The following is a 24,286-nucleotide window of genomic DNA, read 5'->3' on the forward strand; positions in this document are numbered from 1 at the left end:
TTGGTTTAATCTCGCAAAATCATCATTAAGGTTTCATACGCTTTGGTTGTTTCAGCATCATCCTTGCGGAGTTTGGAGATACTTTTTACCGCATGCATGACCGTGGTATGGTCGCGGCCACCAAATCCGCTGCCAATAGCGGGTAAACTAAGCGGAGTAAGTTCTTTTGCCAGGGTCATGGCCATCTGGCGCGGGCGAGCCAGATTCCGGGTACGTTTTTTCCCTACCATATCACTAATGGTAATCCCATAAAATTTTGCTACTGTATTCTGAATGTGTTCCAGGGTCATAGGTTTGTGGTTAACAGCCAGAATATCCTGTAATGCTTCAGTAGCCAGCCCTACATCAATCGGGCGGCTGGCAAAACGGCTTTGTGCTACTACCCGCTTGAATGCACCTTCCAGCTCACGCACGTTGCTGCGGATATGTTTGGCAATAAAAAATGCAGCTTCGTCCTCAAGCTTCACCTGAGCCAGCTCAGCTTTTTTCTGCAAAATGGCTACGCGCATTTCCAGCTCCGGCGGTTCCAGTTCCAGACTCAGCCCCCATGAGAAACGGGATTTCAGGCGATCGTCCATGCCGTCTATATGTGTAGGCAGCGTATCACAGGTAAGGATAACTTGTTTTTTTTCGTCAATTAAATGGTTATAGACGTAAAAAAACTCTTCCATGGTACGGTCTTTACCGGCAATAAACTGTACGTCATCCATAATCAGTAAGTCTACCTGCTGATATTGCTGGCGCATGGCATCAAAAGATTTGGCGTGGAATGCATTCATGATGCCGCGAATGAATTCATCAGCATGAATATAGCGTATTTTTACTTTGTTGTCGGTGGCAAACAGCTGGTTGCCAATAGCCTGTACCAGGTGGGTTTTACCCAGACCGGTACTACCATAAATAAAAAACGGGTTGTACATGCTATTGCCGGGATTTTCTGCAATCGACAGCGCAGCAGCGTGAGCAAGACGGTTTCCTTTACCTTGTACCAGAGCAGCAAAAGTATGTTCAGGATTAAGGTTGGTATCAGTATAGCGGGATTTTTTACCGTTTTCATGTGCTGAATCAGAGGTGGCCACTGATTCATCAGCCTCAGGTTTTTCTGTGGCGGTCTGTTTGCTGTTTTCTTTTGTTTCGGCAGTAGCACTTGCGCTTTTGGTCTGGGTGTTTCGCAGGCGTTTGGCAATAATGTCCTGAGCAGATTCGGTACGTTTTGCCGTTGTCTGTGGTTTGGCTGAAACTTCAGAAGGAATTTTATTGCTATCAACTGAATCCGGTTTAGTATCAGCCGGCTGTTCAGCGACATTTATGACTGGTTCTGCAGTCTTGGCCGGTGAATTGTTTCCTGCCGGTATTGCCTCAGTGGCAGCCTGCAGAGATAGTCCCTGTCCGATTTTCAGAATTAATGGTGTGCTGCCGTCTGGCAGAACAGATTGTCTGGCATTTTCGATAGCTGGCCAGAAACGCTCGCGGATATGATTGAAGGTAAAAGTATTACGCGCAAAAATAACCCAATTGCCATTTTCTTCGCCCACAGTTAAAGGTGCAATCCACATCTGGTATTGCTGGGAAGGTAAGCTTTGTTTTAATTGCAATAGGCACTGAGGCCAAAATTCTGTCAGGGTCATTCGTGAAGCTTAAATTTATCTGTCAATCGGAGCTGGCTGAAGGCTGGAAACAATAAGTGCCTATTATGCTAATTATACGCAATAAACAAATTTCTGACCATGATTTGCACTTTACACCAGCACAGCTCCCGTAAAGCTTTGCTACAGATTATATTGATTGACAAAGTGCTGTTCTTGTTGTGTAATGCTACGTTTTATTTAAAGTTAATTCGGGAATAAATTATGAAACGCACTTATCAACCATCCGTTACCCGCCGCAAACGCACTCATGGCTTTCTGGTTCGCAGTAAAACCCGTGGCGGACGTGCTGTACTGGCTGCCCGCCGTGCCAAAGGCCGTAAACGTTTGGCTGTGTAAGAATAAGAATGGATTATCATTTTGGCAAAAAATATCGCCTATTAAAAACGGATGATTTTTCATCCGTTTTTGCATTACGTTGCCAAAAAAGCCGTGCCTGGATTCAGGTTTTTCAGGCACGCAATAGTTTAGGTTTCCCGCGTTTGGGGCTGATAGTAGCCAAAAAAGTTGCCAAACGTGCTAACCGGCGCAATTATATGAAGCGCTTAATACGCGAATGGTTTCGCCTGCATAAGCATGAATTGCCGCCGGTAGATATAATCATTCGTGTACGCCAGCCGTTCCGGCATGCTGAGTACGCTGGCGTAGTCAGGACTTTACAGCAGCTGCTTATTACAGCTGACAGGTGTAAAGCATCTTCGCAATGAGATATTTATTGCTGGGTCTGATCCGGTTCTATCAGTATGCCATCAGCCCGCTGTTACCACCGCGCTGCCGCTACAACCCGACCTGTTCGCAATATGCCGTACTGGCGCTGCAAAAATACGGGGTAATGAAAGGTAGCTGGCTGGCGATAAAGCGTATTTGCCGCTGTCATCCGTGGGGTGGTTGCGGTCATGACCCTCTTCCTTAGCGAGTAGACGGAATACACTATGGATTTCAAACGATTATTGATATTTTTTGTGCTGACCATGGCGATTTTGCTGGGTTGGGAAAAATTATACCCGCAACCCGAAAAACAGCCAGCTGCACAACAAACATCATCCACCAGTAACAGCAATTCTTCTACTGGTGTTGTTGCCGAGAGTGCCCTGAGTAAAACAGAGCCGGTAACAGTGACTACTGATACTGTTAAGGCTGTTATTGATGAAAAAAGCGGCGATTTACGCCAGCTAACTCTCAATAAATACAAGGCCACCAGTGATGCCAGCAAGCCTTTTGTATTGCTGGATAATGGTGCAAATGGTCATCAGTATGTTGCCCAGTCGGTATTATTAAACCGTCAGGGTGACTATCAGTTTAAAGACCTAACATTTACAGCTGCGCAAAAACAGTACACGCTTAATGGTGACAAACTGGATGTGCGTCTGACTGCTGCCGAACAAAACGGTGTACAGGTTAGTAAAATTTATACATTTACTAAAGGCAGTTACCTGATCGGGCTGCGCTATGAAATTGCCAATCACAATGCTCAGCCATTACAAATGGATGTAGCTTACCGGGTACTGCGGGATGATAAGGAACCTGAAGGTACAGGCTATTTCGATCACACTTATACTGGTCCAGTACTGTATACCCCGAATGGCAAATTTGAAAAAGTAGCCTTTAAAGATCTTGATAGTGATTACACCTCTGGTCGTGATCAGGCAGATTATCAGCGTAAAACCAATACCGGCTGGATTGGCATGACCCAGCATTATTTTATGACTACCTGGATTCTGCAGCCGAAAGAAGGTAACAGTGTTTGTAGTACCAGCGACTGCCAGATAGATATCAGAAAACGCAGTGATGGTCTTTATTCTGCCGGTGTACGAGTACCGCTGAAGGATATTGGTGCTAACTCCACTGGCAGTTTCGGTATTTCCCTGTATGCCGGTCCGCAGATTTATTCTGTCATTACTAAAGTAGCTGATCATTTGCAGATGATTAAAGACTACGGCAAAGTATCGCTGTTTTCTTCTCCTTTATTCTGGTTGCTGAACTGGTGGCACAGTCTGGTACAGAACTGGGGCTGGGCGATTATCCTGCTTACTCTTACTGTCAAAGCAATTCTGTTTCCGCTGACACATGCCTCATATAAATCGATGGCTAAGATGCGTGCTGTGGCTCCGCGTTTGCAGGCATTGAAAGATCAGTACGGTGATGACCGTATGCGTATGCAGCAGGAAATGATGTCGCTGTATAAAAAGGAAAAAATTAATCCTGTTGGCGGTTGTTTGCCTATGCTGTTGCAAATTCCGGTATTTATTGGTCTGTACTGGGCATTGTTTGCTTCGGTAGAATTGCGCGGAGCTCCATGGATTGGCTGGATTACCGATTTAGGCCGTCAGGATCCTTACTTTATTCTGCCTGTGCTCATGGCACTGACTATGTATTTGCAAACATTTATGAATCCGCCGCCAACTGATCCGGTTCAGGCGAAAATGATGAAAATCATGCCAGTAGCTTTCTCTGTAATGTTTTTCTTCTTCCCGGCAGGGCTGGTTCTCTACTGGTTGACGAATAATATTCTGACTCTGGCTCAGCAATGGTTTATCAATAAACGTATTGAGCGACAGGCCAAATTGCATCGCTCACTGGATATATAAAATACAGTCTGAAAAAAAGCACTTCATGTTGAAGTGCTTTTTTTATTTGCAGCTTGATTGAATATATATACCAAATTTTAATTGTCTGACCGCAGAAGCTGCTGTAGTAATCAATCAGGCATATTCAGTAATTACTGAACGTAGGTTGTAGTTTGCTGAGTGGTTGTAGTCTGAGCCTGCTGTACCGGATTTAACCGGATTTCCACACGGCGGTTTTGTGCGCGTCCTTCAACAGTTGCATTGCTGGCAATAGGATTGGCAGATCCGTATCCGTTAGCGCTGATACGGTTATAAGCAACACCACGGGAAGTCAGGAAATTTGAAACTGATTGTGCACGGCGCTGTGATAACGGGATGTTAATACTGTCATTACCTGTGCTATCAGTGTATCCGGCAATAGTGATGGTAGTATCTACATATTTAGCCAGTACTTCAGCCACCGATGACAGAGAAGAGGTAGCCGCGCCACTTAAATCTGAACTATTGGTCGCAAATGTCACGTTTTCAGGCATAGTCAGTTTAATCTGATTACCCTCACGCTGAACTTCGACATTGGTATTAGCCAGTTTCTGGCGTAACAGTTTTTCCTGATAATCCATATAAGCGCCAATACCGGCTCCGATAGCACCGCAACCAAGTGCTGCATTACGTGCACCGCGGCTGTTATGAGTAATCGCGCCGACAATGCCGCATACGGCAGCGCCACTTAAACCATATACTGCTGTTTTACTGGCATGAGACTGACCGGTAGACGGATCGGTAACACAACCGGTTAAAGTAAGGGTGGTAGCGGCTGCAAGTGCAGCCAGTGGTTTCATAATAGTCATACTTACTCCTTCTCTTGAATATAAGCTTGATTATGCTTTTCACAGTTTCTGTTTTATGCTTTCTATAGTAGAAAAGCAAGAGTCATGCTTTTTTGGCAATATGATGTACTGAAAAGAAAAATGGTTATATCTATATGATAAAAAGATAAGTTTTTGGTTGAAAACTGCTTTAGACCATAATAATTATTGGCTATAGTACCGTTCAGACTACTATAATTAACTTTTTAAGCTGGTTATATCTTGAAAACAACCAGTTTAACCTCATACAAACTAATTACCTTAGTACAGTGCTACCATTTTAGCCATTTGGAAACGACATGCTCAGCTTGTATAACACTTTAACCAGAAGCAAACAAGAATTTACACCGATTAATCCGCACCAGGTGCGTATGTATGTGTGTGGTATGACTGTTTATGATTATTGCCATCTTGGTCATGCCAGAGTAATGATTGTATTTGATCTGGTGGCGCGCTGGTTGCGGGAATTGGGTTATCAGCTTGATTATGTACGCAATATTACTGATATAGACGATAAAATCATTGCCCGTGCCAATGAACGCGGGATTAGTATTACTGAGCTTACCGATTACTATATTCAGGCCATGCACGAAGATGCAGCCGCTTTGGGTGTACTGCCGCCAGACCACGAACCGAGAGCCACGCAATATATCCCGCAAATGATTGCTATGATTGAAGATATCATTGCTAATAATAAGGCTTATATGGCGGATAATGGCGATGTTTTTTATGCGGTACGCGAGTATCCGCAATACGGTCAGTTAAGCGGGAAAAGTCTGGATGATTTACGTGCCGGAGAACGGGTTGATGTTGACGGACATAAACGGGATCCGTTGGATTTTGTGTTGTGGAAATCAGCCAAGCCGCATGAGCCCGCATGGGGCAGCCCGTGGGGCAGAGGACGCCCGGGATGGCATATTGAATGTTCTGCCATGAGTAAAGCACTACTGGGTAAAAATTTTGATATTCATGGAGGTGGTGCTGATTTACAGTTTCCTCATCATGAAAATGAAATTGCTCAGAGTTGCGGAGCGGAAAAAAACGGATGCTGTGAAGAGCATAATCATTTTGCCAGCCATGTTAAATATTGGTTACATAATGGATTTATTCGTGTTGATAATGAAAAAATGTCTAAATCACTTGGAAATTTCTTCACTATCCGCGAAGTGTTGCAGAAATACGATGCTGAAGTTGTGCGGTTTTTTATTTTGCGTGCACATTATCGCAGCCCTTTGAACTATTCGGATGCTCATCTGAATGATGCAAAAGGCGCATTAACCCGCTTATATACGGCACTTAAAAATACAGCTGCGGCAGAAGTGGCAGTACATGCTGACTTAAATGATTACACGCGCCGTTTTTATGCAGCCATGAATGATGACTTTGCTACCGTTGAAGCTGTAGCAGTATTGTTTGAGCTGGCTAATGAAATTAATAAAACACATGACGCCGAACTGGCAGGATGTCTGAAAGGGCTGGCAGGTTTACTGGGCTTGTTACAACGTGATCCGGCTGCTTTTCTTCAGGGAGAAGTGGGGGAAACGGTTCAGGGTCTGGATAGCGCAGCTATAGAAGCGCTGATAGCTGCACGGCAGCAGGCTCGTGCAGAACGTAACTGGGCTGAATCCGACCGGATTCGTGATGAGCTTACGGCAGCCGGTATTGTATTGGAAGATGGTGCCGGCGGGACTAGCTGGCGTCGTGCTTAAATTTGTATACAGCACAGCCTTAAGTCTCAGACCGGGTGTATTTTTGTAATGCATTATGGTCTTGACAGCAATGTCAGACTTAAATAGTGGGATGTGAGGAATCCGGTCGTTTCATATCGTTTTAGCTGTGAAGAAGAGTAGCTGCTATATACTGATTCACTTGAAAATCTTACTCATGCGAGTATAATTACCCGATTCTGGACATCCGTTTCAAGAGGTACAGGCACAACCCCTGTGCCCGCCAACCAAGGACGATATTATGAATAACAGCATTCAACCGAACTACCATGATATAACCGTGACTTGCTCTTGCGGTAACACTTTTGTAACTAAATCCGCAATGGAAAAAGATACTTTCAATATCGAAGTATGTTCTGCATGTCACCCTTTCTACACAGGTAAACAGAAAATCGTTGACTCTACCGGTCGTGTGGATAAGTTCAATCAGAAATACGGCAATATGTTCAAACGTTAATTCTTATTTGCAACATGTTGCACTGAAAAAGACTGCCACCAGGGCAGTCTTTTTTATCAGATAATCTGATGTTGTGTTCAATATAGCAGCAAAAATAGCCAAAAAATTCGAATATTTTACTGGTTTGATTATTTCAAACGGGTATACATTTACCTTTCATATTACGAAACTCTTTCTTGATAGTTCCGCGCAAAATTGTGAATTTGCATTTTCTGATTCATAGTTAGTAAAAAGCATTGATTTAATCTTGTTTTACCGGGATCGCTGTTTTCTGTTACCTATCCAATTTTAAAATCTGAAAAATACAAATTTTTCTTATTTTTCTTTTATTCAATATATAAAATCGATAAACGCTAACGCTGGCTTAAAGTTTGATTGGTTAATAACCATAACCAGCTTACTAGTACAAAAGGTAAGGTTAATACAGGTATGGTAAATGGCTTCAGTATTGTGGCTAATGCGGCCTGAGTAAGAACAGTAAAGATAATACCGAAGACGATATAAATATTGGTTTTAAAATCCTGATTATTACTGAAAGTAGCCAGTGTGATAGCTGTCAGGATTGCATTAAAAGAATAGAGTCCGAGAGAGATCATTTCTATCTGACTGCCATAGAACAGCGCAATACCGATGGCCAGTACAGAGCCGGCCAGAGCATAGATAGCCATTCTGATTGAATTGACTGCCAGTCCCGCCAGAAAAATGACACCTGCCAGCGTGCTGTTAAATAAAAATACTTCGGCAATGCCCAGTATACTATCCGGTATCAGATGCAGCAGATTAAAACTTGAAATCTGTGCAGATAATTCCGTAGACGGTTCGCGTATCAGTACTGAGAATGATGGTGTAGCCAACAGATACAGCCATGTAATCAACACAAATGGTATTGTCAGACAGGGTAAGTACCATTGCTGTAATATTGAGCTGAATGCTTGTGTAATAAATACTGATAATATGGCAGCAAGTATGATACTTAGCCATAAATACAGTGAATTTTCGCAGAAAACAGATAAGGCGATACCAATCAGACAGGCATTGAAACCATAAATTCCTTGCAGCCAGGCTTTGCGGTTAAGCTGGTACATGTAAGCTATTGCATTGGCACAGACTACAGCAAGTAAGCAGGCCAGAGCAGTTTGTGGCTTACCGGCACTGTAACTGCCAAATAGTATGCCTATTGAAAAGATTAGCCCGGAAACAGGATTGTTTTGCAACATAACCTGTCCGTAGCTGCGCAGGATAACATCAATAAACTGACAAAGATGATTGGTACTGGTTAACTGATGCCAGTACTGACGTACTGAGGCTGTGTTCATCTGATTTCTCCTTTTTATTTTTACTTTAGCTGAACAGATAAATTACTATCAGCAGCGGTAACTATGAATATTAGAATGATTATAAAAGAGAATAAGCGATAGTTGGGTTGCAGAAGTATAAAAATGTAATTATCCCGTATCTATTCAGGCGAAATAGTATCTGGCAGAATGTAATAGATATTTATATCAGGGCGTTATTTGTCTGTAACAAAAAATACGCGGATGTAAGGCTGCTATTGAACAATCTACTGAATAATATTTCAAATATAATCCAGATTAATTAAAACGAATTTTATATGAAATTTATAAAACTAAGCGAATCAGATAAGTTTGATTTATATCTAATGAATAAAGAATAAACCTGAATATTAAGTAATAAAAAATACTAAATATTGTAAGTTAATTTATTTTTTTGTAATAATAATAATTCCCAGTATTAGATATGGAAATAAATATGAAAATTTTGAAAACAGTGTTGTTATTATCCCTGAGCATGATACTTTTTGGGTGTGGTAACTCGAAGCAGGCAGAGCCAAATAAAGCAGGTAGTGAGGCAGTACAGTCAGATGCTAGTAAGTCTGATAACAATAAATTAGATGATGATACTATTCAGAGCTACTTTAGCGAGCTTAAACGGCAACTGCCTATGAGAGTTTCCTCAACTACCCAGCTGGTCGATCTCACTATTGGAAATAATGTAGTAGATTATAAATATGTAGTAACAGGAAATAAAAAAAATTTCTCATCATCTAATGTTCAGAAAATGACTAGTGATAACTTAAAAAATAAATATTGTGAAAATAGAGATCCTGATCTCGTGAAATTAAGAAATTCATTTCCGGATGGCATTAATCATCATTATTATTTTAAAGATGAAGATAAAGAATTATTTAGTGTACATTTAGTACCATCTGATTGTGATGCTAAATAAATTGAAACAGATAATGTGAAAGTAATCATCATAACAGGGTGTTCAGCCCTGTTTTTCTTTTATTATTCATCATTAATTATTTAAACTTTGCCGGTTTTATAGTTTTAAAAGGTTCAGTACCGGAAAACAGGCCGGATGCGAAAATCAAAAAACATAAATTGCCAGCAGACTAATTTATATCCGGATATGAAAAATAGTAAAGCTGGCTTTGTAATCTTATAACCAGACTGAATTATTATATTTAGCTATTAGAAAATCACGTACGGCATAGGTTATCTGTTCCGCTAAAAATAATTCTGAATATCTTCTCTTAATTCCTGGCAGAGGCGGAATGCAGAATCTGCTTAAAACAATTATCAACAAGGGGATTATCTTTTCTGCCGAGTATGCTATTGTTCGAATAGCAGCCGGTGTAAAGCCATTTGCCCGACTGCTGATTCTGATAACTGGTATGGTTACCAGATTTTTTATGATAAAAATATTTAGCAGGAAAAACTTATGCAGCTACAGCTGAATTCTGTCGGTACACCTTTATTCTATGGCGTATTTATCGTGATTGTCATTGTGATGATTGCAATTGATATGCTTACATTGAAAAAAGAGGGAGTGCATCGGGTTAGTACCAAAGAAGCTTTGCTATGGACAACAGTCTGGATTACTGTCTCTCTCGGATTTGCTGCCTGGCTGTATTTTGAGCTGGCACATAATCCCGCCGCCGGTTCGGCTATAGCAGCAGATTCGGTGATGGATTTTCTGACAGGTTATGTTTTGGAAAAATCACTCTCAGTTGATAATATCTTTGTATTTATTCTGATATTCGGTTATTTCAAAGTGCCGGCTGAGTATCAGCATCGTGTTTTGCTGTACGGTGTACTGGGTGCTATTGTACTACGCGCCATTATGGTGGCTCTGGGTGCAGTACTGGTCAGCCGTTTTGAATGGGTATTGTATCTGTTTGGTGTATTCCTGCTTTATAGCGGGATTAAGCTGATGCTGCCTGAAAAGGCAGAAGATAAAGGTCTGGCCGATAATCCGCTGATAGGCTGGCTGCACCGGCATATGCGTGTTAGCGCGCAGTTAAACCGGGAAAAATTCTTTACCGTTGAAAATGGTCAGCGTATGGCCACCCCTTTGCTGCTTACGTTGATTGTGATTGAATTAAGTGATGTTGTTTTTGCTGTTGACAGTATTCCGGCAGTATTTGCCGTCACCACTGACCCATTTATTGTTTTTACTTCCAATATCTTTGCGGTACTGGGGCTGCGTGCGATGTATTTTTTACTCGCCAATGTAGTAGAAAAATTTATCTATCTCAAATACGGGCTGGCTGTGGTTTTAACTTTTATTGGCGGCAAAATGCTGGTGGCCAAATGGTGGCATATTCCTTCTTTTGCTTCACTGACTGTCGTGTTTAGTGCTTTAATGATTGCTATACTTGCTTCATGGTGGAAAACCAGACAACAACCATCAGCTTAATTAATAATAGGTGATATTTATTTAAACAGCCTGTTATCTGTTACTGCCATTAACCGGCAAAAACAGATAACGGGCTGAAATTCGAAATTAGCTTAAAAACGATTAAGCTAATTTATTGATGATTTCGCTTACCCGTGCTACGTAGATTTTAACGGTTTCAATATCGCCGCGCGGAATTTCATCTACGCTGGCATCTGCCGGTGTTTGTATCAGCGCTCCTCCAGAGCCTCCGAGTACATTAATATCATTACGGTCTGCTTCTTTGTTATTGGCCGGTAACAGTCCCAGACTTACCCAGATACCGCCGTGCTGTGCGGCCAGTGTCTGCATCCAGAGAAGCGTAACCTGTTTGTCACCGTTAAAACTGGCACTATTGGTAAATCCGCCAAATACTTTATTTTGCCATGCGCGCTCTGCCCACAGTCCTGAAGTGGCATCAGCAAATTTTTTGAATTGCCAGGGTACATTGCCCATATAAGTAGGTGCGGCAAAAATAATCCCTTTGGCGTCGTGAAGCTGTTGCCACTGATCATTGTCCAGATCACCATTAGCATCAATTTCAACCAGTACTGCATCGGTATCTGCAGCAGCTGCTTCAGCTATTTTACGAGTATGGCCGTAACCGGAAAAAACCACTATCGCCAGTTTACTCATTTGTACATCCTTATGAATGATTAAATGTTAAAACAGTTTATGCGTGCTGTGCTGCTACTGCAAGAGAGTTTCAGGAAACAAAAATTTCGATTATTGCCTGCGAAGAAATTATTGAGTGATGCATTATTATCCTTACACATACCAGTTGCTATGGTATTTAGCCAATACACTAATGCACTAAGACAGCATGCCGGGATTTGTTAGTTTACGGTACGCTTGCTGTTGTGGTAAATTATTGTTAAACTCAATTAATACATAATCATGCTAGAGTGATAACAGACAGGAAAATTAATGTTGCCGGTAGCCTGTATCAGGCTTACAAAAGATAATTAACAGCGGCAGCACACATCAGGCACACAACCATTTCTTCATAGTAAACACTGTAATTGTTTCAGAACCTGCCCGTACCGGCGGCACACCAAAAATAGCCAACAGGGCAGTAACCGTGGTGTAACTTTTACTCATGAGAGGTAATTATATGGCGTACGCTAGTACCAATCCTTATACCGAGCAACAGGTAAAGGCATTTTCTGATACTACCGATATTGAGCTGGAAGCAGCATTAAATCATGCTGATGCCGCTTTCCATCAGTGGAAAACTACTACATTTGCCCAGCGTGCGCGTATTCTGCAAAACGCTGCGGATATTCTGCGGGCTAATATTGAAGAATATGCCAGTTTACTCACGCTGGAAATGGGTAAACTGTTTAGTGAAGCTAAAGCAGAAACGGAACTGTCAGCACAGATTCTTGAATATTATGCAGTTAATGCTGAACGGCAGCTTCAGCCGGAAGTGTTACCGGTTACATCCAATAAAGGTAATCGTGCCCGTATTGAATTTGCTCCGCAGGGTATTATTCTGGCTGTTGAGCCATGGAATTTCCCTTATTACCAGATAGCACGTATTGCAGCCCCGCAACTGGCTGCCGGTAATGTGATTGTGCTGAAACATGCTTCTAATGTACCTCAGTGTGCAGCGAAAATGGAGGCGATGTTCCTTCAGGCCGGTTTAATGGCCGGTGCTTTCCAGAATCTCTATCCAACTCATGCTCAGCTGGCCAAAATCATTGCTGATCCGCGTGTACGCGGTGTAGCGCTGACTGGCTCTGAAAGTGCCGGTGCCATTGTTGCCGCTCAGGCCGGAGCCGCAGTGAAAAAATGTACCCTCGAACTGGGTGGTGCAGATGCTTTCATCGTACTCAATGACGCAGATATCGAAAAAGCAGCTAAATGGGCTGTTTTCGGACGTCACTGGAATGCCGGTCAGGTATGTGTCAGTGCCAAGCGTATTATTGTAGAAGACGGTGTATACGACCGTTTCCTGAGCTTGTATCGTCAGGGTGTGCAGCAATTGCGCATGGGTGATCCGATGGATGCAGCCACAACACTGGCTCCGCTGTCTTCACGCTCAGCTGTTACTGGTTTACAGCAGCAGCTGGATGAAGCAGTTAAGCTCGGTGCGCACGCTGAGGAAATTCCGCTGGACATGCCTGCTCAGGGCTGTTTCTTCCGGCCGGTTATTCTGACCAATATTCAGCCGGATAATCCGGCACGTCACTGGGAATTCTTTGGTCCGGTTTCTTCAATTTACCGTGCTAAAGATGCAGCACACGCTATCGAGATTGCTAACGATAGCCCGTACGGATTGGGCGGATCTATCTTTACTGCTGACGAAGAACGCGGTGCACAGCTGGCTCAGCAGATTGATACCGGTATGGTATTTATTAATCATCCAACCATGGTAAAAGCTGACTTACCTTTCGGTGGTGTGAAACGTTCCGGATTCGGACGTGAATTACTGGATCTGGGCTTAAAAGAATTTGTTAATGCTAAGCTGGTAAGTATTGCCGATATTGACGGTGAATTCTAAGCAGAGCAAATAAAGCAAAACAGGGCTGACAGTGTGCAGCCCTGTTTTTTATCTCCGACCGTCAGTAAATTAATTTTTTCTTTATTTTCTCCATTGTGGTTAGCAATCTGTTTTTCGGTTCAGTAAAGTGTTTACCTGGAGAGACATATACGTTACTGAAATGTAATATATATGTAGCATTATGCTAAATTCCGGCTATTGTGTTCTGCTGACAATATTTTCTCAGGTAAAGTGGTGATATCGAGTTTTTATGCATTATCTGATTGATAATAATATTTTATTTCACCATGATGAGCATAAATGTGTACCAGTGATTGAACAGGAGGCCGTATGTTAACCATTATCGCTGCACCCACCAGTCAGGACTTTGCTAATCCGCGCCTGAGTGAAAAGTATACTCAGCCACAGTTTCTCAAACAGAGCGAACAGTTAATACATTATTGCCGTCAGCTAAGTCCGAAACAGCTGGAAGAATTGATGCACATCAGCCCGCATCTGGCTGAGCTTAATCAGCAGCGTTTTCGTGACTGGCATACGCCATTTACCCCTGATAATGCTTTACAGGCGATTTTTGCCTATAGTGGTGATATCTACACCAGCCTGAAAGTCAGTGATTTATCCCTGCATGAACTGGATTATATGCAAACCGCTGTATGTATTCTTTCCGGTTTGTACGGCATATTGCGTCCGCTGGATTTAATCCAGCCCTACCGTCTGAGCATGAATGTACGTCTGGAGAATCCTAAAGGCATTAATTTGTATCATTTCTGGCATGAAACCCTGACCAGCCATTTGAATCAAATCGAAACTGAAACCATCATTGATTTAGCTTTTGATAATTATTTCAAAGCAATAGATAAGGATAAACTTAAAGCACAGGTAATTAAACCGGTTTTTCTGGATGAAAAAGCGGGTAAATACATGAATGTTAATGCTTATGCGAAAGAGGCCATGGGATTGATGACTCGCTTTATTGTACGCAATAAACTGCACTCACCTAAAATGCTGCATGAATTCAATGAGCATGGTTACCAGTTTGCTGCACATGAATCAAGTGAGGATGAACTGGTGTTCAAACGTTCAGAAAAAACAGCTCAGCAATACCGTAATTAGGCATATTATTCAGTATAGCTGTGCAAAAGCTGCAAAAAAGCAGAGCAAGTACATAAAAATGTGGTAGTTGTAGCAAAATTAGGTACAATCGCCGCTTTTACCATCGCAAAGGTGTAACCATGTCTGAATCAACCCCAATCTGCCCGCAATGTGCCAGCGAACAGAATTATTTTGATGGTAGCTTTACTGTCTGCCTGGAATGCGGACACGAATGGGATGCTGCCAGCAATACCGGCTCATCACAAGAACTTGATGTTAAAGACAGTAACGGTAATCCGTTGTCTAATGGTGACGACGTTATTCTGATTAAAGACCTTAAGCTTAAAGGTAGCAGCACTGTTCTGAAAAAAGGTGCCAAAGCTAAAGGTATTCGTCTGGTTGAAGGCGATCATGAAATTGATTGCAAAATTGACGGCATGAAAATCATGCTTAAAGCGTGCTTTGTGAAAAAGGCCTGATATTTTTTAAAAAGGTACGTACACAAAACCCACCATGTCTGCCAATTTTTAATTGCAGACAGGGTGGGTTTTGATCTGTGGATAACTAAGTTATCCACATACAGGCGCCAATATACTCTAATTATTGTCAGAAGTTAACCCCGGATCAACGACTGCATAGATGCGGTTGTCCAGAACACTGGCACTGATTCTTTGCATAATGACATTAGCCAGTTCAGTACGATGAATAAAACCATGTACCTCCTGCTGATAAAAACATTTACCTGTGCCAGTAACGTCACCATTAGACAAACCGCCCGGACGCAGAATTTCATAATTCAGCTTACTGGTTTGCAGCCATACCTCTGCCAGAGATTTTTCCCGTACAGCATGCCCGAAAGCAGTTTTTGCGCGTTCAGACATAGTATGCCATGAGTCGCCGCAGCCCAGAGAGGTAACCAGCAGCATTCGGGAGATACCAGCTTGTTCAGCTGTATCAATAATCAGGCGCTGAGCCAGATAATGTGCGCCAGCTGATCCGCCCAGAGTAGAGACAATTATGGTATTGGTGCCGGCAAGCCGGCATATTTCTTTGACACTGGATTCATCGGTAGCATCACCAACCACAGTCTGTACACCCTGCCGGTTTAATTCAGCGGCAAAAGCGGCATCGCGTACCAGTGCCGCGCAGCGCCATTCAGATGATTGCTGTAATGCCAGCTGTAATACCTGATAGCCGGTACCTTTTTTGGGGCTCACCCCGAACAATAATAGCGTTTTCATCAGTTTTTCCTTAGTCCGGACGGAAACGTTGAGCCAGAATTCTGAATTTATCTAATTGCTGTGCTTTTAATTGTCTTTGTTCATCACGTCCGACAAAAATTTTAAACATAGCTTCACCCTGACGGTTCAGAAAAATAATTCCCGCGGTAGCCATATGCATAAAACTGCGCTCAACAAAAGCGATATGTGCACAGTTTTCTGCCCGGATATGCCCGCCGAATGCTTGCTTATGCTGCAAATTAAAATAACCGGCACCATATTTTCCAGCTGGCAGTTCACCGGAAAATTCAGCAATAATGTCCGGAGTGTGAACCAGAAAAGTAATTTCACCCCATGTAAGCACTTCCTGCCATACAGTATCAAATTGACTTCCGTCTGTCATTACTGCATCAGGCATGGCTTCAATTACTGCTGTTAAACTAGTCTGATATTGCCGGGCAATCTGTTCCAGTGTACCTTCCGGGTTACTTTGCATGAAAAGTTTAAGATTATTACTTGCAGACTGTTCAGTCATTCTTATTTCCTTAAGTTAAAACTGTTTTGACGCTGAGATATTACGGAGCAGCGGTATGCCCTGGCGCGGGTTTTCCGCTTTGGCGCATCTGCATCATTTTTTCCTGTCGCTCAAGATGTTCCGGATTATTCAAAGACAATAGTAATTGCTGCAAAGCCTGTAACAGATTGCTCGACCAGAAACGGCCTGATGGGGTTAGCAACAGACAGCGTGCATCATTGACGAGTAAACCCGCCTGCTGCCATTGTTCCAGTAACGGATCCAATAAGTGAGCCTGTGTTGTCAGTGCAGCTAAATCAACCCGACCCTGTTCTATACCGGCCTGAAGCTGATATAACCATTCTCCTAGTAAAGATTGGCCGGTAAGCATCATCAATGGTTTTTTGCCTTGTTTCAGCCGTGTGTAGTACTCAGCCAGATCGCGTTGCAGCATAAATGACTGACCGCCCAGCCGGCCACCGGCACCGGAGCCAAATGCAAAGAAATCAGCACCCTGCTTAATTAGCAGATTATATAAATTTCGTTCACGTGTGGTTTTAGCCCAATGGCTGTTACTTAGCTGCATCCAGCCCTGCCGGCGTAAAAAAGCTTCACCCTGTAAATAAAAATGACATTTGTCCGCTACTGAAGGTAATTCAAGTTGGCTGTTTTCCACCCGCTTAGCCAGCGGTGTGGAAGAAAGCAGATTTAGAGCATACAAATCCACACCATCCAGCGGCAGGCCGGCAGCAAGTTCTAAATCTGTCTGCCAGCTCTGAGGCGTCTGCCCGGGTAATCCGAACATCAGATCGCACACCAGTGCTACACTGTCTTTAGCGGCAATCCGTTCAAATGTTTCTATAATCTGTTCACGTTTGGATAGGCGTCCGAGCTTCTGACGAATATTGGTATCGAAAGTCTGAATACCGATTGAAAACCGGTTTGCACCTGCTTCTATATAACTATCTGTACGTGCCTCATCGAAATCAGAAATTCGTCCTTCAATAGTAATTTCACAATCAGGTGCAAGAGGTAAAGACTGTTTCAGTAAACTGATTACCCGGGCTAGCTGACCGGCGGGCAGAGCGGATGGTGTACCACCTCCGAAATAAACCGCATGAATGGGTGCAGACTGTAGTGCCGGATTGTTGATTTCCAGAGTGATTTCGGTTAGTAAAGCATCAATATATGCTTCAGTATCAAATTTGCGCAGCAGATTCTGGTAAAACCCACAAAACTGGCAGTGAGTATCACAAAAGGGGATATGAATATAAATCAGATTTTTATTGCCGGTAAGTTTGGTTTGCTGTAATTGTTGCCATTGCTTTTCGATATCTTCCGCAGCCAGTGGCATACTTGCGCGTAATGGCATGACAGCCCAGCGATCCTGAAACGGTAAACCAGAATATGCAGCATAATAACGGCTTAAATCCAATGATTTCATAACACAGACATAAATTGAAAGCTGCAAGAATTAAATAATAATTATTATCATATGGCAATGGTTTTATGACCATGTATACTTAACAATATCCTGTTTATTGATACATATCAACAGACATGAATATGCCAATAGAAATGTTTATTCTGTAGAATAGTTGTGCAAAAACTATTTTATGCGTGCTGGAATTCATCTATCAATGATTAAAGGTAAAAATTAGATGGATTAGTAAAAAGAAGAGAAGATGAAGCTAAATTTTGAGAAAAAGGATTATAGTAATGAAGAAAATTCTACTAATTATATTAATATTTATGAGTAACAATGTTTTTAGTGATAGTTTAATAGATAAAGTGAATAATGGTATGAATAAAGAAATAAAACATAATTCAACTATAATAGATAAATTATCTAAAATTCTTTTAAAAAAAAATATTGATATTTTTCAGGAGGAATGGGAAAGTGAGTTGAATAAAAAATGTAACTGGGTACGTGATAATATTGATGTTTACCTCTGCGGTCAGGAGGATAGACTCAGTTATTCATTATGTTTACTTAGCGAACAAAATTCTTTTATTAATGAATTAATTTTATTGATATATCATAATAAAATACCAGTAAATATTAAATTACAAAAATACATCACTAAAATTCCAGAGCAAAAACAATATAATATTTATTTCAATCTATTAACAGAGAAATATGCTTCAAAATTTTGCAACACATTTTATACTTCAACAGATATTAATGATTGTATGAATCGTTTCCTTTTAACTCAATATCAGCCCGAAGAATATGGATTTAAGCTTACAGTGGATAAGAGTTATCTATATGATTCTCCAAATTTAAAAAATAAAACAAAAATATATTTAATTAGAGAGGATAAGGTAGAATTATTAAATTATAAAAATGATTTTTATGAAATTGAATATACAACAGAAAAAAATAGGAAAATTAAAAAATGGCTTCACTGTTCTGCTATTGATGCTTGTATTTCTGATTAATAAAATAAATCTTAAACGGCAAGAGAAACATTTAAAATAAATGTTTCTCTTGCAAATCCTAATTTAGTTGTTGCTAAAAATTATTTATTATCATCAAACAGTTATCTATGGGTAAAAAGAATGCAGCTGAATCAGATGGGAGTGTGAATAAATTTATCTTTCTGAATTAAAGCTTTATAAGCTTAAAACTGAATTTATAAAAATCAATATTGATTAAAGTTCTGATTTTTGAACTAATTGTATTTATTAAATGGTAATTATATAAACTCTGTATTCTGACTATATATTTAATTGGCAGCAGGTTATCTTTATGGCTAAGCATTATTATTGAATATGCTGAAAATAAATAAAAATTTGATAATCTCAACAGTTAAAACAGGAATTAATAAAGAAAATACTGTATAGTTAACATTTGTAAATTTATTATTCATCCACCGGAAATAAATTATGCAACAAACCCAGTCTGTCCGGCAGATTACCGGATTGCTTATTGGTACCGCAGTTGGTGATGCAATAGGGCTGGCCCGTGAAGGTATTGCTCCTAAGCGAGCCAGACGTATGTTTGGCGATAAAATTCAGCACAACCTGATTGTCACTCCATGGGGGAGAATAGGGTTATGCAGTGATGATACTGAGCATGCAGCGATGGTGGCACAATGTCTGCTGAGCTGTAAGCTGAATCCGAAGGATTTTAGTAGCCGGCTGGGCAGAGGCATGAGGCGATGGTTTCTGACCATGCCGGCCGGTTTGGGTATGGCTACTTTAAAAGCCTGCCTGAAATTGTGTCTGGGTATAAATCCGGCTAAAAGCGGTAATAATTCTGCCGGTAACGGAGCGGCAATGCGTGCACCGGTGATAGGCTGGTTTTTTACCGGTAATCCGGACATCATGCGTGAATGCATTCATGCAGCTACCATCATAACTCATACTGATCCGCGTGCAGAAGAAGGCGCATGGGTGATTGCCATGGCTGCCGGCTATGCCAGCCGGCAGCAGTCTGAGGTGTCTGCTGACAGTTTCTTTGCTGAGATTATGCCTGCGCTAAGCGGAGAGCAGCTTATCAGTCACTTGCAACTGGCTCAGCAGAAACTTAAGCAGCAGGCTCAATTGCATGAATATCTGCTGGCGCTGAAACTGGAAAAAAAAGGAATTACTGGCTATATTAACAATACTGTGCCTGCTGTTATCTATGCATGGCTGCGCTATTATGGTAATTACGAACAAACCGTCAGTGCATTAATACAAGCGGGCGGCGATACTGATACCACGGCAGCCATTGCCGGCGCTCTTGCTGGTATTTATGCGGGCGAAGCAGGTATTCCGGAACAATGGCTGCAAGGTGTGAAAGAATGGCCGATGAGTATGGATTATCTGCGCAAACTCTCGGTGGCACTGGCTGACAGAAAACATCATCCGAAACAGATTATCAGTCTGAAACAGCCACCATATGTTTTCTTATTATGCAGAAATATACTTTTTTTCTGCATAATCATGTTGCATGGTTTCAGACGGCTGTTACCGCCGTATTAGGCAATAAATACTTTATTGCTGAACCATTAAACAGATAAAAACAGGCCGATGATTTTATAAACATTGTTTTGGTATCGTATTTTCCTTAACGCCGTTCGGGCAAAAACCTACGCTTTGTCCGAGTTTTACTACTACCACATCCTTTATCCGGAAAATACTGCCTTTCTGCGGCCACACAGGTGCGGCATGAACGGTATTTAAATCAGATTTAATATCATCATAGGATGCGGGAATGATAGTGGCAATTTCGGCTTTATTCATAAATGCAGATATTCTTCCGGAATTACCGCTATCCCAGTTAAGAAATGAAGCACCAAACATATCTGAATTATTTGGTCTGTTTACGCGTTTAATATCCACCGCACCAAAGAAATATACTTTGACAGGGGTATCCGGAGATACTTTTATTTCTTTGACGATATCACTGGCAATAAATGAAGCCAGCCGATAATCTTTATTGTAGGCAATATAGTCTGTATAAAATAGGTTACTGGAACAGGCCATACCATATAAAAATGAGAAAGCGGCCACCGCCCATAAATATTTATTTTTTCGGATAATAATAAAACCAATCAATCCTGCAGAGGCAAAGAATACGGTAAAACTGGTCATTGTTCTGGCTGGCAAGCCTTTGCCGACAACAATATTCATACAGAACAAAGTCAGAATGCTTAAAAGTACATAAAACCCATATCTGGCTTTTCTTTTTAATGGATACAGGAGTGGCAAAATTAAAAATACAAACGCAATTAAAAAGGTATTTAATCCGTAGGGGGCTTTTAGAGTGAAATAGTGCTCTATAGAACGTCTGATATTTTTTAAGTTTTGTACGGGTGATTCATTAAACCAGGTAACAATATCGCTTAAATAAGATTCAGACTGCAGATGATAATAAATGAGAATTAATTTTCCCAGTACAAAATACAATATTAATCCGATAACTGAGGAAATACATAATGCAGCTATCAGTTTTAAATGCCGGGTATTTTCTGTACCTCTGACCTCATCGATTAATAAATATGCAATCAGCAATGAATACGGGAAAAAGATTAATGATTGATAAATAGCTATTGAATAACAGATCAGAAAGGCTGGAAAAATTACAGTATGCAGAAAGGAATTTTTTCTGACAATCAAGTATACGGCAACAGATGACAGTAATATTGCTGTGGCCAGTGTGTCACACTGGTTCAGAAACTGTAACTGATAGGCAAACTGTACAGATGAGGCATATAAAACAGTAAAGAAAAGCGATTGATTCAGATTTAAACAAAATATTTTTACAATAACTGTACATGAAGCGGCCAATAAAATAAACGTCAGAATTTCAGTGAAAAAAGGGATAAAAGGTTCTGGATAAATACTGGCTTTCAATAAGGCATGTCCCCATCTGCCAATTGCGACAGTATGCAGAATGTTGTTATTGAATTCTTCATCTATAGACAAAGAAAAATGAGTAAGCTCAAAGCCGAAAACAAAAATATAGATGATTAATGCGGACAGAAAAGAAAATACGGCAATCTGGTTTTTATTATTCTGGTCTGGCTGAAAAATTTGCATTCAATGTCACCCTTATTAAGGTAAAGCTTGTTGTTTAATAATCTATATTTCTCCGGAATATTTGTCGCTGACATAGAATCTTGAATAAACCGGAGCTTTCTTTTCTATGGAGAAATTATAATTCAATTTGATTTAATCAGTTACTCTATATAAGAAGATTAAAGCTAATAAAAACTATTTTTAAAGTAAAAAACAAAATATAAAGTTGATTTGAGGTTTTATGCTAAAAATATAATAAATAAAGCTGGTATTAGTTTTTAAATAATTATATGTAATAAAAACGCTGATTATTCAATGAAAATGCAGATTAATTAGGATATTAAGTGGCTCAGGTTTTATTTTAATATATTTTAATTTAAGGAAAATTAAACGCCCTGTTGTTCTTCAACAGGGCGTTTAAGAATTAAAAAGCGTTCACAAGCTATTTATTCTACAGTCACCGATTTCGCCAGATTTCTTGGTTTATCTACATCAGTGCCGCGGGCCAGTGCGGTGTGGTAGGCCAGTAGCTGTACCGGTATGGTGTGTACAATCGGGGAAAGTACGCCCATATGGCGCGGAGTACGGATAACGTGTACACCTTCACCGGCGCTGAATTCGCTGTCCAGATCGGTGAATACAAAGAGCTCACCACCGCGTGCGGCTACTTCCTGCATATTGGCTTTGACTTTCTCGAGCAGGCTGTCATTAGGCGCAATTACCACTACAGGCATATTCTGGTCTACCAGTGCCAGCGGGCCGTGCTTAAGCTCACCGGCCGGATAAGCTTCGGCATGAATATAGGTAATCTCTTTAAGTTTCAGAGCACCTTCAAGGGCAATGGGGTAATGAATACCGCGACCTAGAAACAGTGCGTTATTTTTAGCGGCAAACTGATTTGCCCAGCCGGCAATTTGCGGTTCGAGATTAAGTACATGCTGCACGCTGCCGGGAAGCAGGCGCAGCTCATTGGTATATTGCTCTTCTTCTTCAGGGGTAACCAGTCCGCGCATTTTGCCCAGTGTTACCGCCAGTCCGAACAATGCCACCAGCTGAGTCGTAAAGGCTTTGGTAGAGGCTACACCGATTTCGGCACCGGCGCGGGTATACAGTACCAGTTCACTTTCGCGCGGCAGAGCCGATTCCATTACATTGCAAATAGAAAGGCTGTGCTGCATACCCAGTGACTGGGCATATTTAAGCGCTTCCATGGTATCAAGTGTTTCGCCGGACTGAGAAATCGTGATGACTAGCTGTTCCGGGTCGGCAATAACTTTGCGGTAGCGGTATTCACTGGCAATTTCGACGTCTGTCGGTATTTGCGCAATGGCTTCCAGCCAGTAACGTGCAGTGAGTGCGGAGTAGTAGGAGGTACCGCACGCAAGAATTTTAATGTTACGGATTCGCTCAAAGATGCCGGCAGCACTGGCGCCAAAGTTTTCCGGCTCAAAGCCGCCTACCAGAAATACTTCGGCGGTGTCGGTGATGGCTTTGGGCTGTTCATGAATTTCTTTTTGCATGAAATGGCTGTACAACCCCAGTTCGAGCGAAGCTAAGGACAGTTCGGACATTTTGATTTCACGTTCTGCCGGCTGATTGTGTTTGTCGAGCAGAATATCAATGCCTTGTGTGGATAGCTGAACAAGGTCGCCATCTTCGAGAAAGACAACACGACGGGTATAAGCAATAACGGCGGAAACATCGGAAGCGATAAAGCTTTCATTTTCACTCAACGCCACTAACAGCGGACAGCCCATACGCGCAGCCACAAGTTTATCGGGATTGTCTCTGGCAATCACGCCGATGGCATAGGCACCCTGAAAACGTTTGCAGGCAGTTTGTACCGCCTGAAACAGGTTGCCGGTGCTGGTGTGAGTGTATTCGTAATGGATGCTGTGAGCGATGACTTCCGTATCGGTTTGGGATGTGAATTCGTAACCCAGTGCCTGTAGCCGGCTACGCTCACTTTCAAAGTTTTCGATAATGCCATTATGAACAATGGCAATCATATTGTTAGAAATATGCGGATGGGCGTTGGGTTCGGTAACACCACCGTGTGTTGCCCAGCGGGTGTGACCAATACCCAGTCTGCCTTTGAGTCCGGCAGCCTGAGCGGCTTCTTCCATAAATTTAACGCGGCCGACACGGCGTACGCGCTCAATACCGTCCGGTGTCCATACGGCAATGCCGGAAGAGTCATATCCGCGGTATTCCAGCCGTTCCAGACCGCTGGTAAGAAATTCTACTACGTTATTCTGTGCGCGAATGGCGCCAACTATGCCACACATGGTTTATCCTTTTTCAACAGGCATGGGTTGCAGTGCAATTACGGTTTTTACCTGGCTGGAATGCGGCTGTTACGGTTTGCGGGTTATGCCTTGCTGATTCCAGTTTTTGTGTATCGTCTGCCTGATGATGCTGTTTCAGTTTTATTTGAAA

General features: G+C 41.7%; 22 protein-coding genes. 13 read left to right on the plus strand and 9 right to left on the minus strand.

What is annotated here, in order from left to right; translation table 11 throughout:
* Positions 1 to 5: 5 nt before the first annotated feature.
* Positions 6 to 1,628 carry a chromosomal replication initiator protein DnaA gene (dnaA, locus tag H3V01_RS09180; protein ID WP_198186599.1) on the minus strand — a complete coding sequence of 541 codons (1,623 nt, stop codon included), beginning with the start codon at positions 1,626 to 1,628 and terminating at the stop codon, positions 6 to 8.
* Positions 1,629 to 1,850: 222 nt separating this feature from the next.
* Here dnaA and rpmH point away from each other — a divergent pair, with 222 nt between their 5' ends.
* From rpmH to yidC, 4 genes are read left to right on the plus strand one after another with little or no spacing between them, the layout of a single operon-like run.
* Positions 1,851 to 1,985 (plus strand): 50S ribosomal protein L34, encoded by a 135-nt coding sequence (gene rpmH / locus H3V01_RS09185; RefSeq protein ID WP_004283944.1) that lies wholly within the window; start codon positions 1,851 to 1,853, stop codon positions 1,983 to 1,985.
* A gap of 8 nt (positions 1,986 to 1,993) precedes the next feature.
* Complete coding sequence (gene rnpA / locus H3V01_RS09190; RefSeq protein WP_037394212.1) at positions 1,994 to 2,353, plus strand: ribonuclease P protein component; 360 nt, start codon at positions 1,994 to 1,996, stop codon at positions 2,351 to 2,353.
* Positions 2,350 to 2,559 (plus strand): membrane protein insertion efficiency factor YidD, encoded by a 210-nt coding sequence (gene yidD, locus H3V01_RS09195; protein WP_084547360.1) that lies wholly within the window; start codon positions 2,350 to 2,352, stop codon positions 2,557 to 2,559. The genes rnpA and yidD overlap by 4 nt, the downstream gene beginning before the upstream one ends.
* Positions 2,560 to 2,578: 19 nt before the next feature.
* A complete protein-coding gene (gene yidC / locus H3V01_RS09200; protein WP_198186600.1) occupies positions 2,579 to 4,234 on the plus strand; it encodes a membrane protein insertase YidC in 1,656 nt (551 codons plus the stop codon).
* Between the two features lie 131 nt (positions 4,235 to 4,365).
* On the opposite strand, the gene H3V01_RS09205 is transcribed toward yidC, so the two are convergent.
* A complete protein-coding gene (locus tag H3V01_RS09205; RefSeq protein ID WP_198186601.1) occupies positions 4,366 to 5,061 on the minus strand; it encodes an OmpA family protein in 696 nt (231 codons plus the stop codon).
* 317 nt (positions 5,062 to 5,378) lie between these two features.
* Between H3V01_RS09205 and cysS the strand changes: the two genes are divergently transcribed.
* Both cysS and rpmE read left to right on the plus strand, forming a co-directional pair.
* Positions 5,379 to 6,788, plus strand: a complete 1,410-nt coding sequence (gene cysS, locus H3V01_RS09210; RefSeq protein ID WP_198186602.1) for a cysteine--tRNA ligase — start codon at positions 5,379 to 5,381, stop codon at positions 6,786 to 6,788.
* A gap of 259 nt (positions 6,789 to 7,047) precedes the next feature.
* The gene (rpmE, locus tag H3V01_RS09215; RefSeq protein WP_037394224.1) at positions 7,048 to 7,263 is read left to right on the plus strand and encodes a 50S ribosomal protein L31; all 216 of its coding nucleotides are present in this window, start codon (positions 7,048 to 7,050) and stop codon (positions 7,261 to 7,263) included.
* A 353-nt stretch (positions 7,264 to 7,616) separates the two neighbouring features.
* Here the strand turns inward: rpmE and H3V01_RS09220 are convergent, their stop codons facing one another.
* Complete coding sequence (locus H3V01_RS09220) at positions 7,617 to 8,579, minus strand: urea transporter (protein WP_198186603.1); 963 nt, start codon at positions 8,577 to 8,579, stop codon at positions 7,617 to 7,619.
* A gap of 454 nt (positions 8,580 to 9,033) precedes the next feature.
* On the opposite strand from H3V01_RS09220, the gene H3V01_RS09225 reads away from it, so the two are divergent.
* Together H3V01_RS09225 and H3V01_RS09230 are read left to right on the plus strand one after the other, a co-directional pair.
* Entirely contained in the window at positions 9,034 to 9,510 is a 477-nt protein-coding gene (locus H3V01_RS09225; RefSeq protein ID WP_025331536.1) for a hypothetical protein, read from the plus strand.
* 498 nt (positions 9,511 to 10,008) lie between these two features.
* On the plus strand, positions 10,009 to 10,986 hold the full coding sequence (locus H3V01_RS09230) for a TerC family protein (RefSeq protein ID WP_304944969.1): 978 nt from the start codon (positions 10,009 to 10,011) through the stop codon (positions 10,984 to 10,986).
* A gap of 102 nt (positions 10,987 to 11,088) precedes the next feature.
* Here H3V01_RS09230 and H3V01_RS09235 read toward each other — a convergent pair whose 3' ends face one another.
* Positions 11,089 to 11,640, minus strand: a complete 552-nt coding sequence (locus tag H3V01_RS09235; RefSeq protein WP_025331534.1) for a flavodoxin family protein — start codon at positions 11,638 to 11,640, stop codon at positions 11,089 to 11,091.
* Positions 11,641 to 12,118: 478 nt separating this feature from the next.
* Here H3V01_RS09235 and H3V01_RS09240 point away from each other — a divergent pair, with 478 nt between their 5' ends.
* The 3 genes from H3V01_RS09240 (at position 12,119) to H3V01_RS09250 (ending at position 15,081) form a co-directional block, all read left to right on the plus strand.
* Entirely contained in the window at positions 12,119 to 13,510 is a 1,392-nt protein-coding gene (locus H3V01_RS09240; protein WP_025331533.1) for an NAD-dependent succinate-semialdehyde dehydrogenase, read from the plus strand.
* A 330-nt stretch (positions 13,511 to 13,840) separates the two neighbouring features.
* Positions 13,841 to 14,623: a peroxide stress protein YaaA gene (gene yaaA / locus H3V01_RS09245; protein WP_198186605.1), complete on the plus strand. Its 783-nt coding sequence runs from the start codon at positions 13,841 to 13,843 to the stop codon at positions 14,621 to 14,623.
* 119 nt (positions 14,624 to 14,742) lie between these two features.
* A complete protein-coding gene (locus tag H3V01_RS09250; protein ID WP_078474983.1) occupies positions 14,743 to 15,081 on the plus strand; it encodes a zinc ribbon domain-containing protein YjdM in 339 nt (112 codons plus the stop codon).
* Positions 15,082 to 15,198: 117 nt separating this feature from the next.
* On the opposite strand, the gene H3V01_RS09255 is transcribed toward H3V01_RS09250, so the two are convergent.
* The 3 genes from H3V01_RS09255 to hutW are packed head-to-tail and all read right to left on the minus strand — an operon-like array spanning position 15,199 to position 17,780.
* Entirely contained in the window at positions 15,199 to 15,843 is a 645-nt protein-coding gene (locus tag H3V01_RS09255) for an NAD(P)H-binding protein (RefSeq protein ID WP_084547273.1), read from the minus strand.
* A 10-nt stretch (positions 15,844 to 15,853) separates the two neighbouring features.
* Positions 15,854 to 16,357: a heme utilization cystosolic carrier protein HutX gene (hutX, locus tag H3V01_RS09260; RefSeq protein ID WP_025331529.1), complete on the minus strand. Its 504-nt coding sequence runs from the start codon at positions 16,355 to 16,357 to the stop codon at positions 15,854 to 15,856.
* A 40-nt stretch (positions 16,358 to 16,397) separates the two neighbouring features.
* Positions 16,398 to 17,780 (minus strand): heme anaerobic degradation radical SAM methyltransferase ChuW/HutW, encoded by a 1,383-nt coding sequence (gene hutW, locus H3V01_RS09265; RefSeq protein ID WP_198186606.1) that lies wholly within the window; start codon positions 17,778 to 17,780, stop codon positions 16,398 to 16,400.
* Positions 17,781 to 18,055: 275 nt separating this feature from the next.
* Here hutW and H3V01_RS09270 point away from each other — a divergent pair, with 275 nt between their 5' ends.
* Together H3V01_RS09270 and H3V01_RS09275 are read left to right on the plus strand one after the other, a co-directional pair.
* Positions 18,056 to 18,778, plus strand: a complete 723-nt coding sequence (locus H3V01_RS09270) for a hypothetical protein (RefSeq protein ID WP_198186607.1) — start codon at positions 18,056 to 18,058, stop codon at positions 18,776 to 18,778.
* A gap of 447 nt (positions 18,779 to 19,225) precedes the next feature.
* Positions 19,226 to 20,308, plus strand: coding sequence for an ADP-ribosylglycohydrolase family protein (locus tag H3V01_RS09275; protein ID WP_198186608.1), 1,083 nt, complete (start codon positions 19,226 to 19,228; stop codon positions 20,306 to 20,308).
* 54 nt (positions 20,309 to 20,362) lie between these two features.
* Here the strand turns inward: H3V01_RS09275 and H3V01_RS09280 are convergent, their stop codons facing one another.
* Together H3V01_RS09280 and glmS are read right to left on the minus strand one after the other, a co-directional pair.
* Positions 20,363 to 21,868 carry a glucosyltransferase domain-containing protein gene (locus H3V01_RS09280; protein WP_198186609.1) on the minus strand — a complete coding sequence of 502 codons (1,506 nt, stop codon included), beginning with the start codon at positions 21,866 to 21,868 and terminating at the stop codon, positions 20,363 to 20,365.
* Positions 21,869 to 22,293: 425 nt separating this feature from the next.
* Positions 22,294 to 24,135 carry a glutamine--fructose-6-phosphate transaminase (isomerizing) gene (gene glmS / locus H3V01_RS09285; RefSeq protein ID WP_198186610.1) on the minus strand — a complete coding sequence of 614 codons (1,842 nt, stop codon included), beginning with the start codon at positions 24,133 to 24,135 and terminating at the stop codon, positions 22,294 to 22,296.
* Positions 24,136 to 24,286: the final 151 nt, after the last annotated feature.

Source organism: Snodgrassella sp. M0351, from assembly GCF_016100575.1.
GTDB classification, from domain to species: domain Bacteria; phylum Pseudomonadota; class Gammaproteobacteria; order Burkholderiales; family Neisseriaceae; genus Snodgrassella; species Snodgrassella alvi.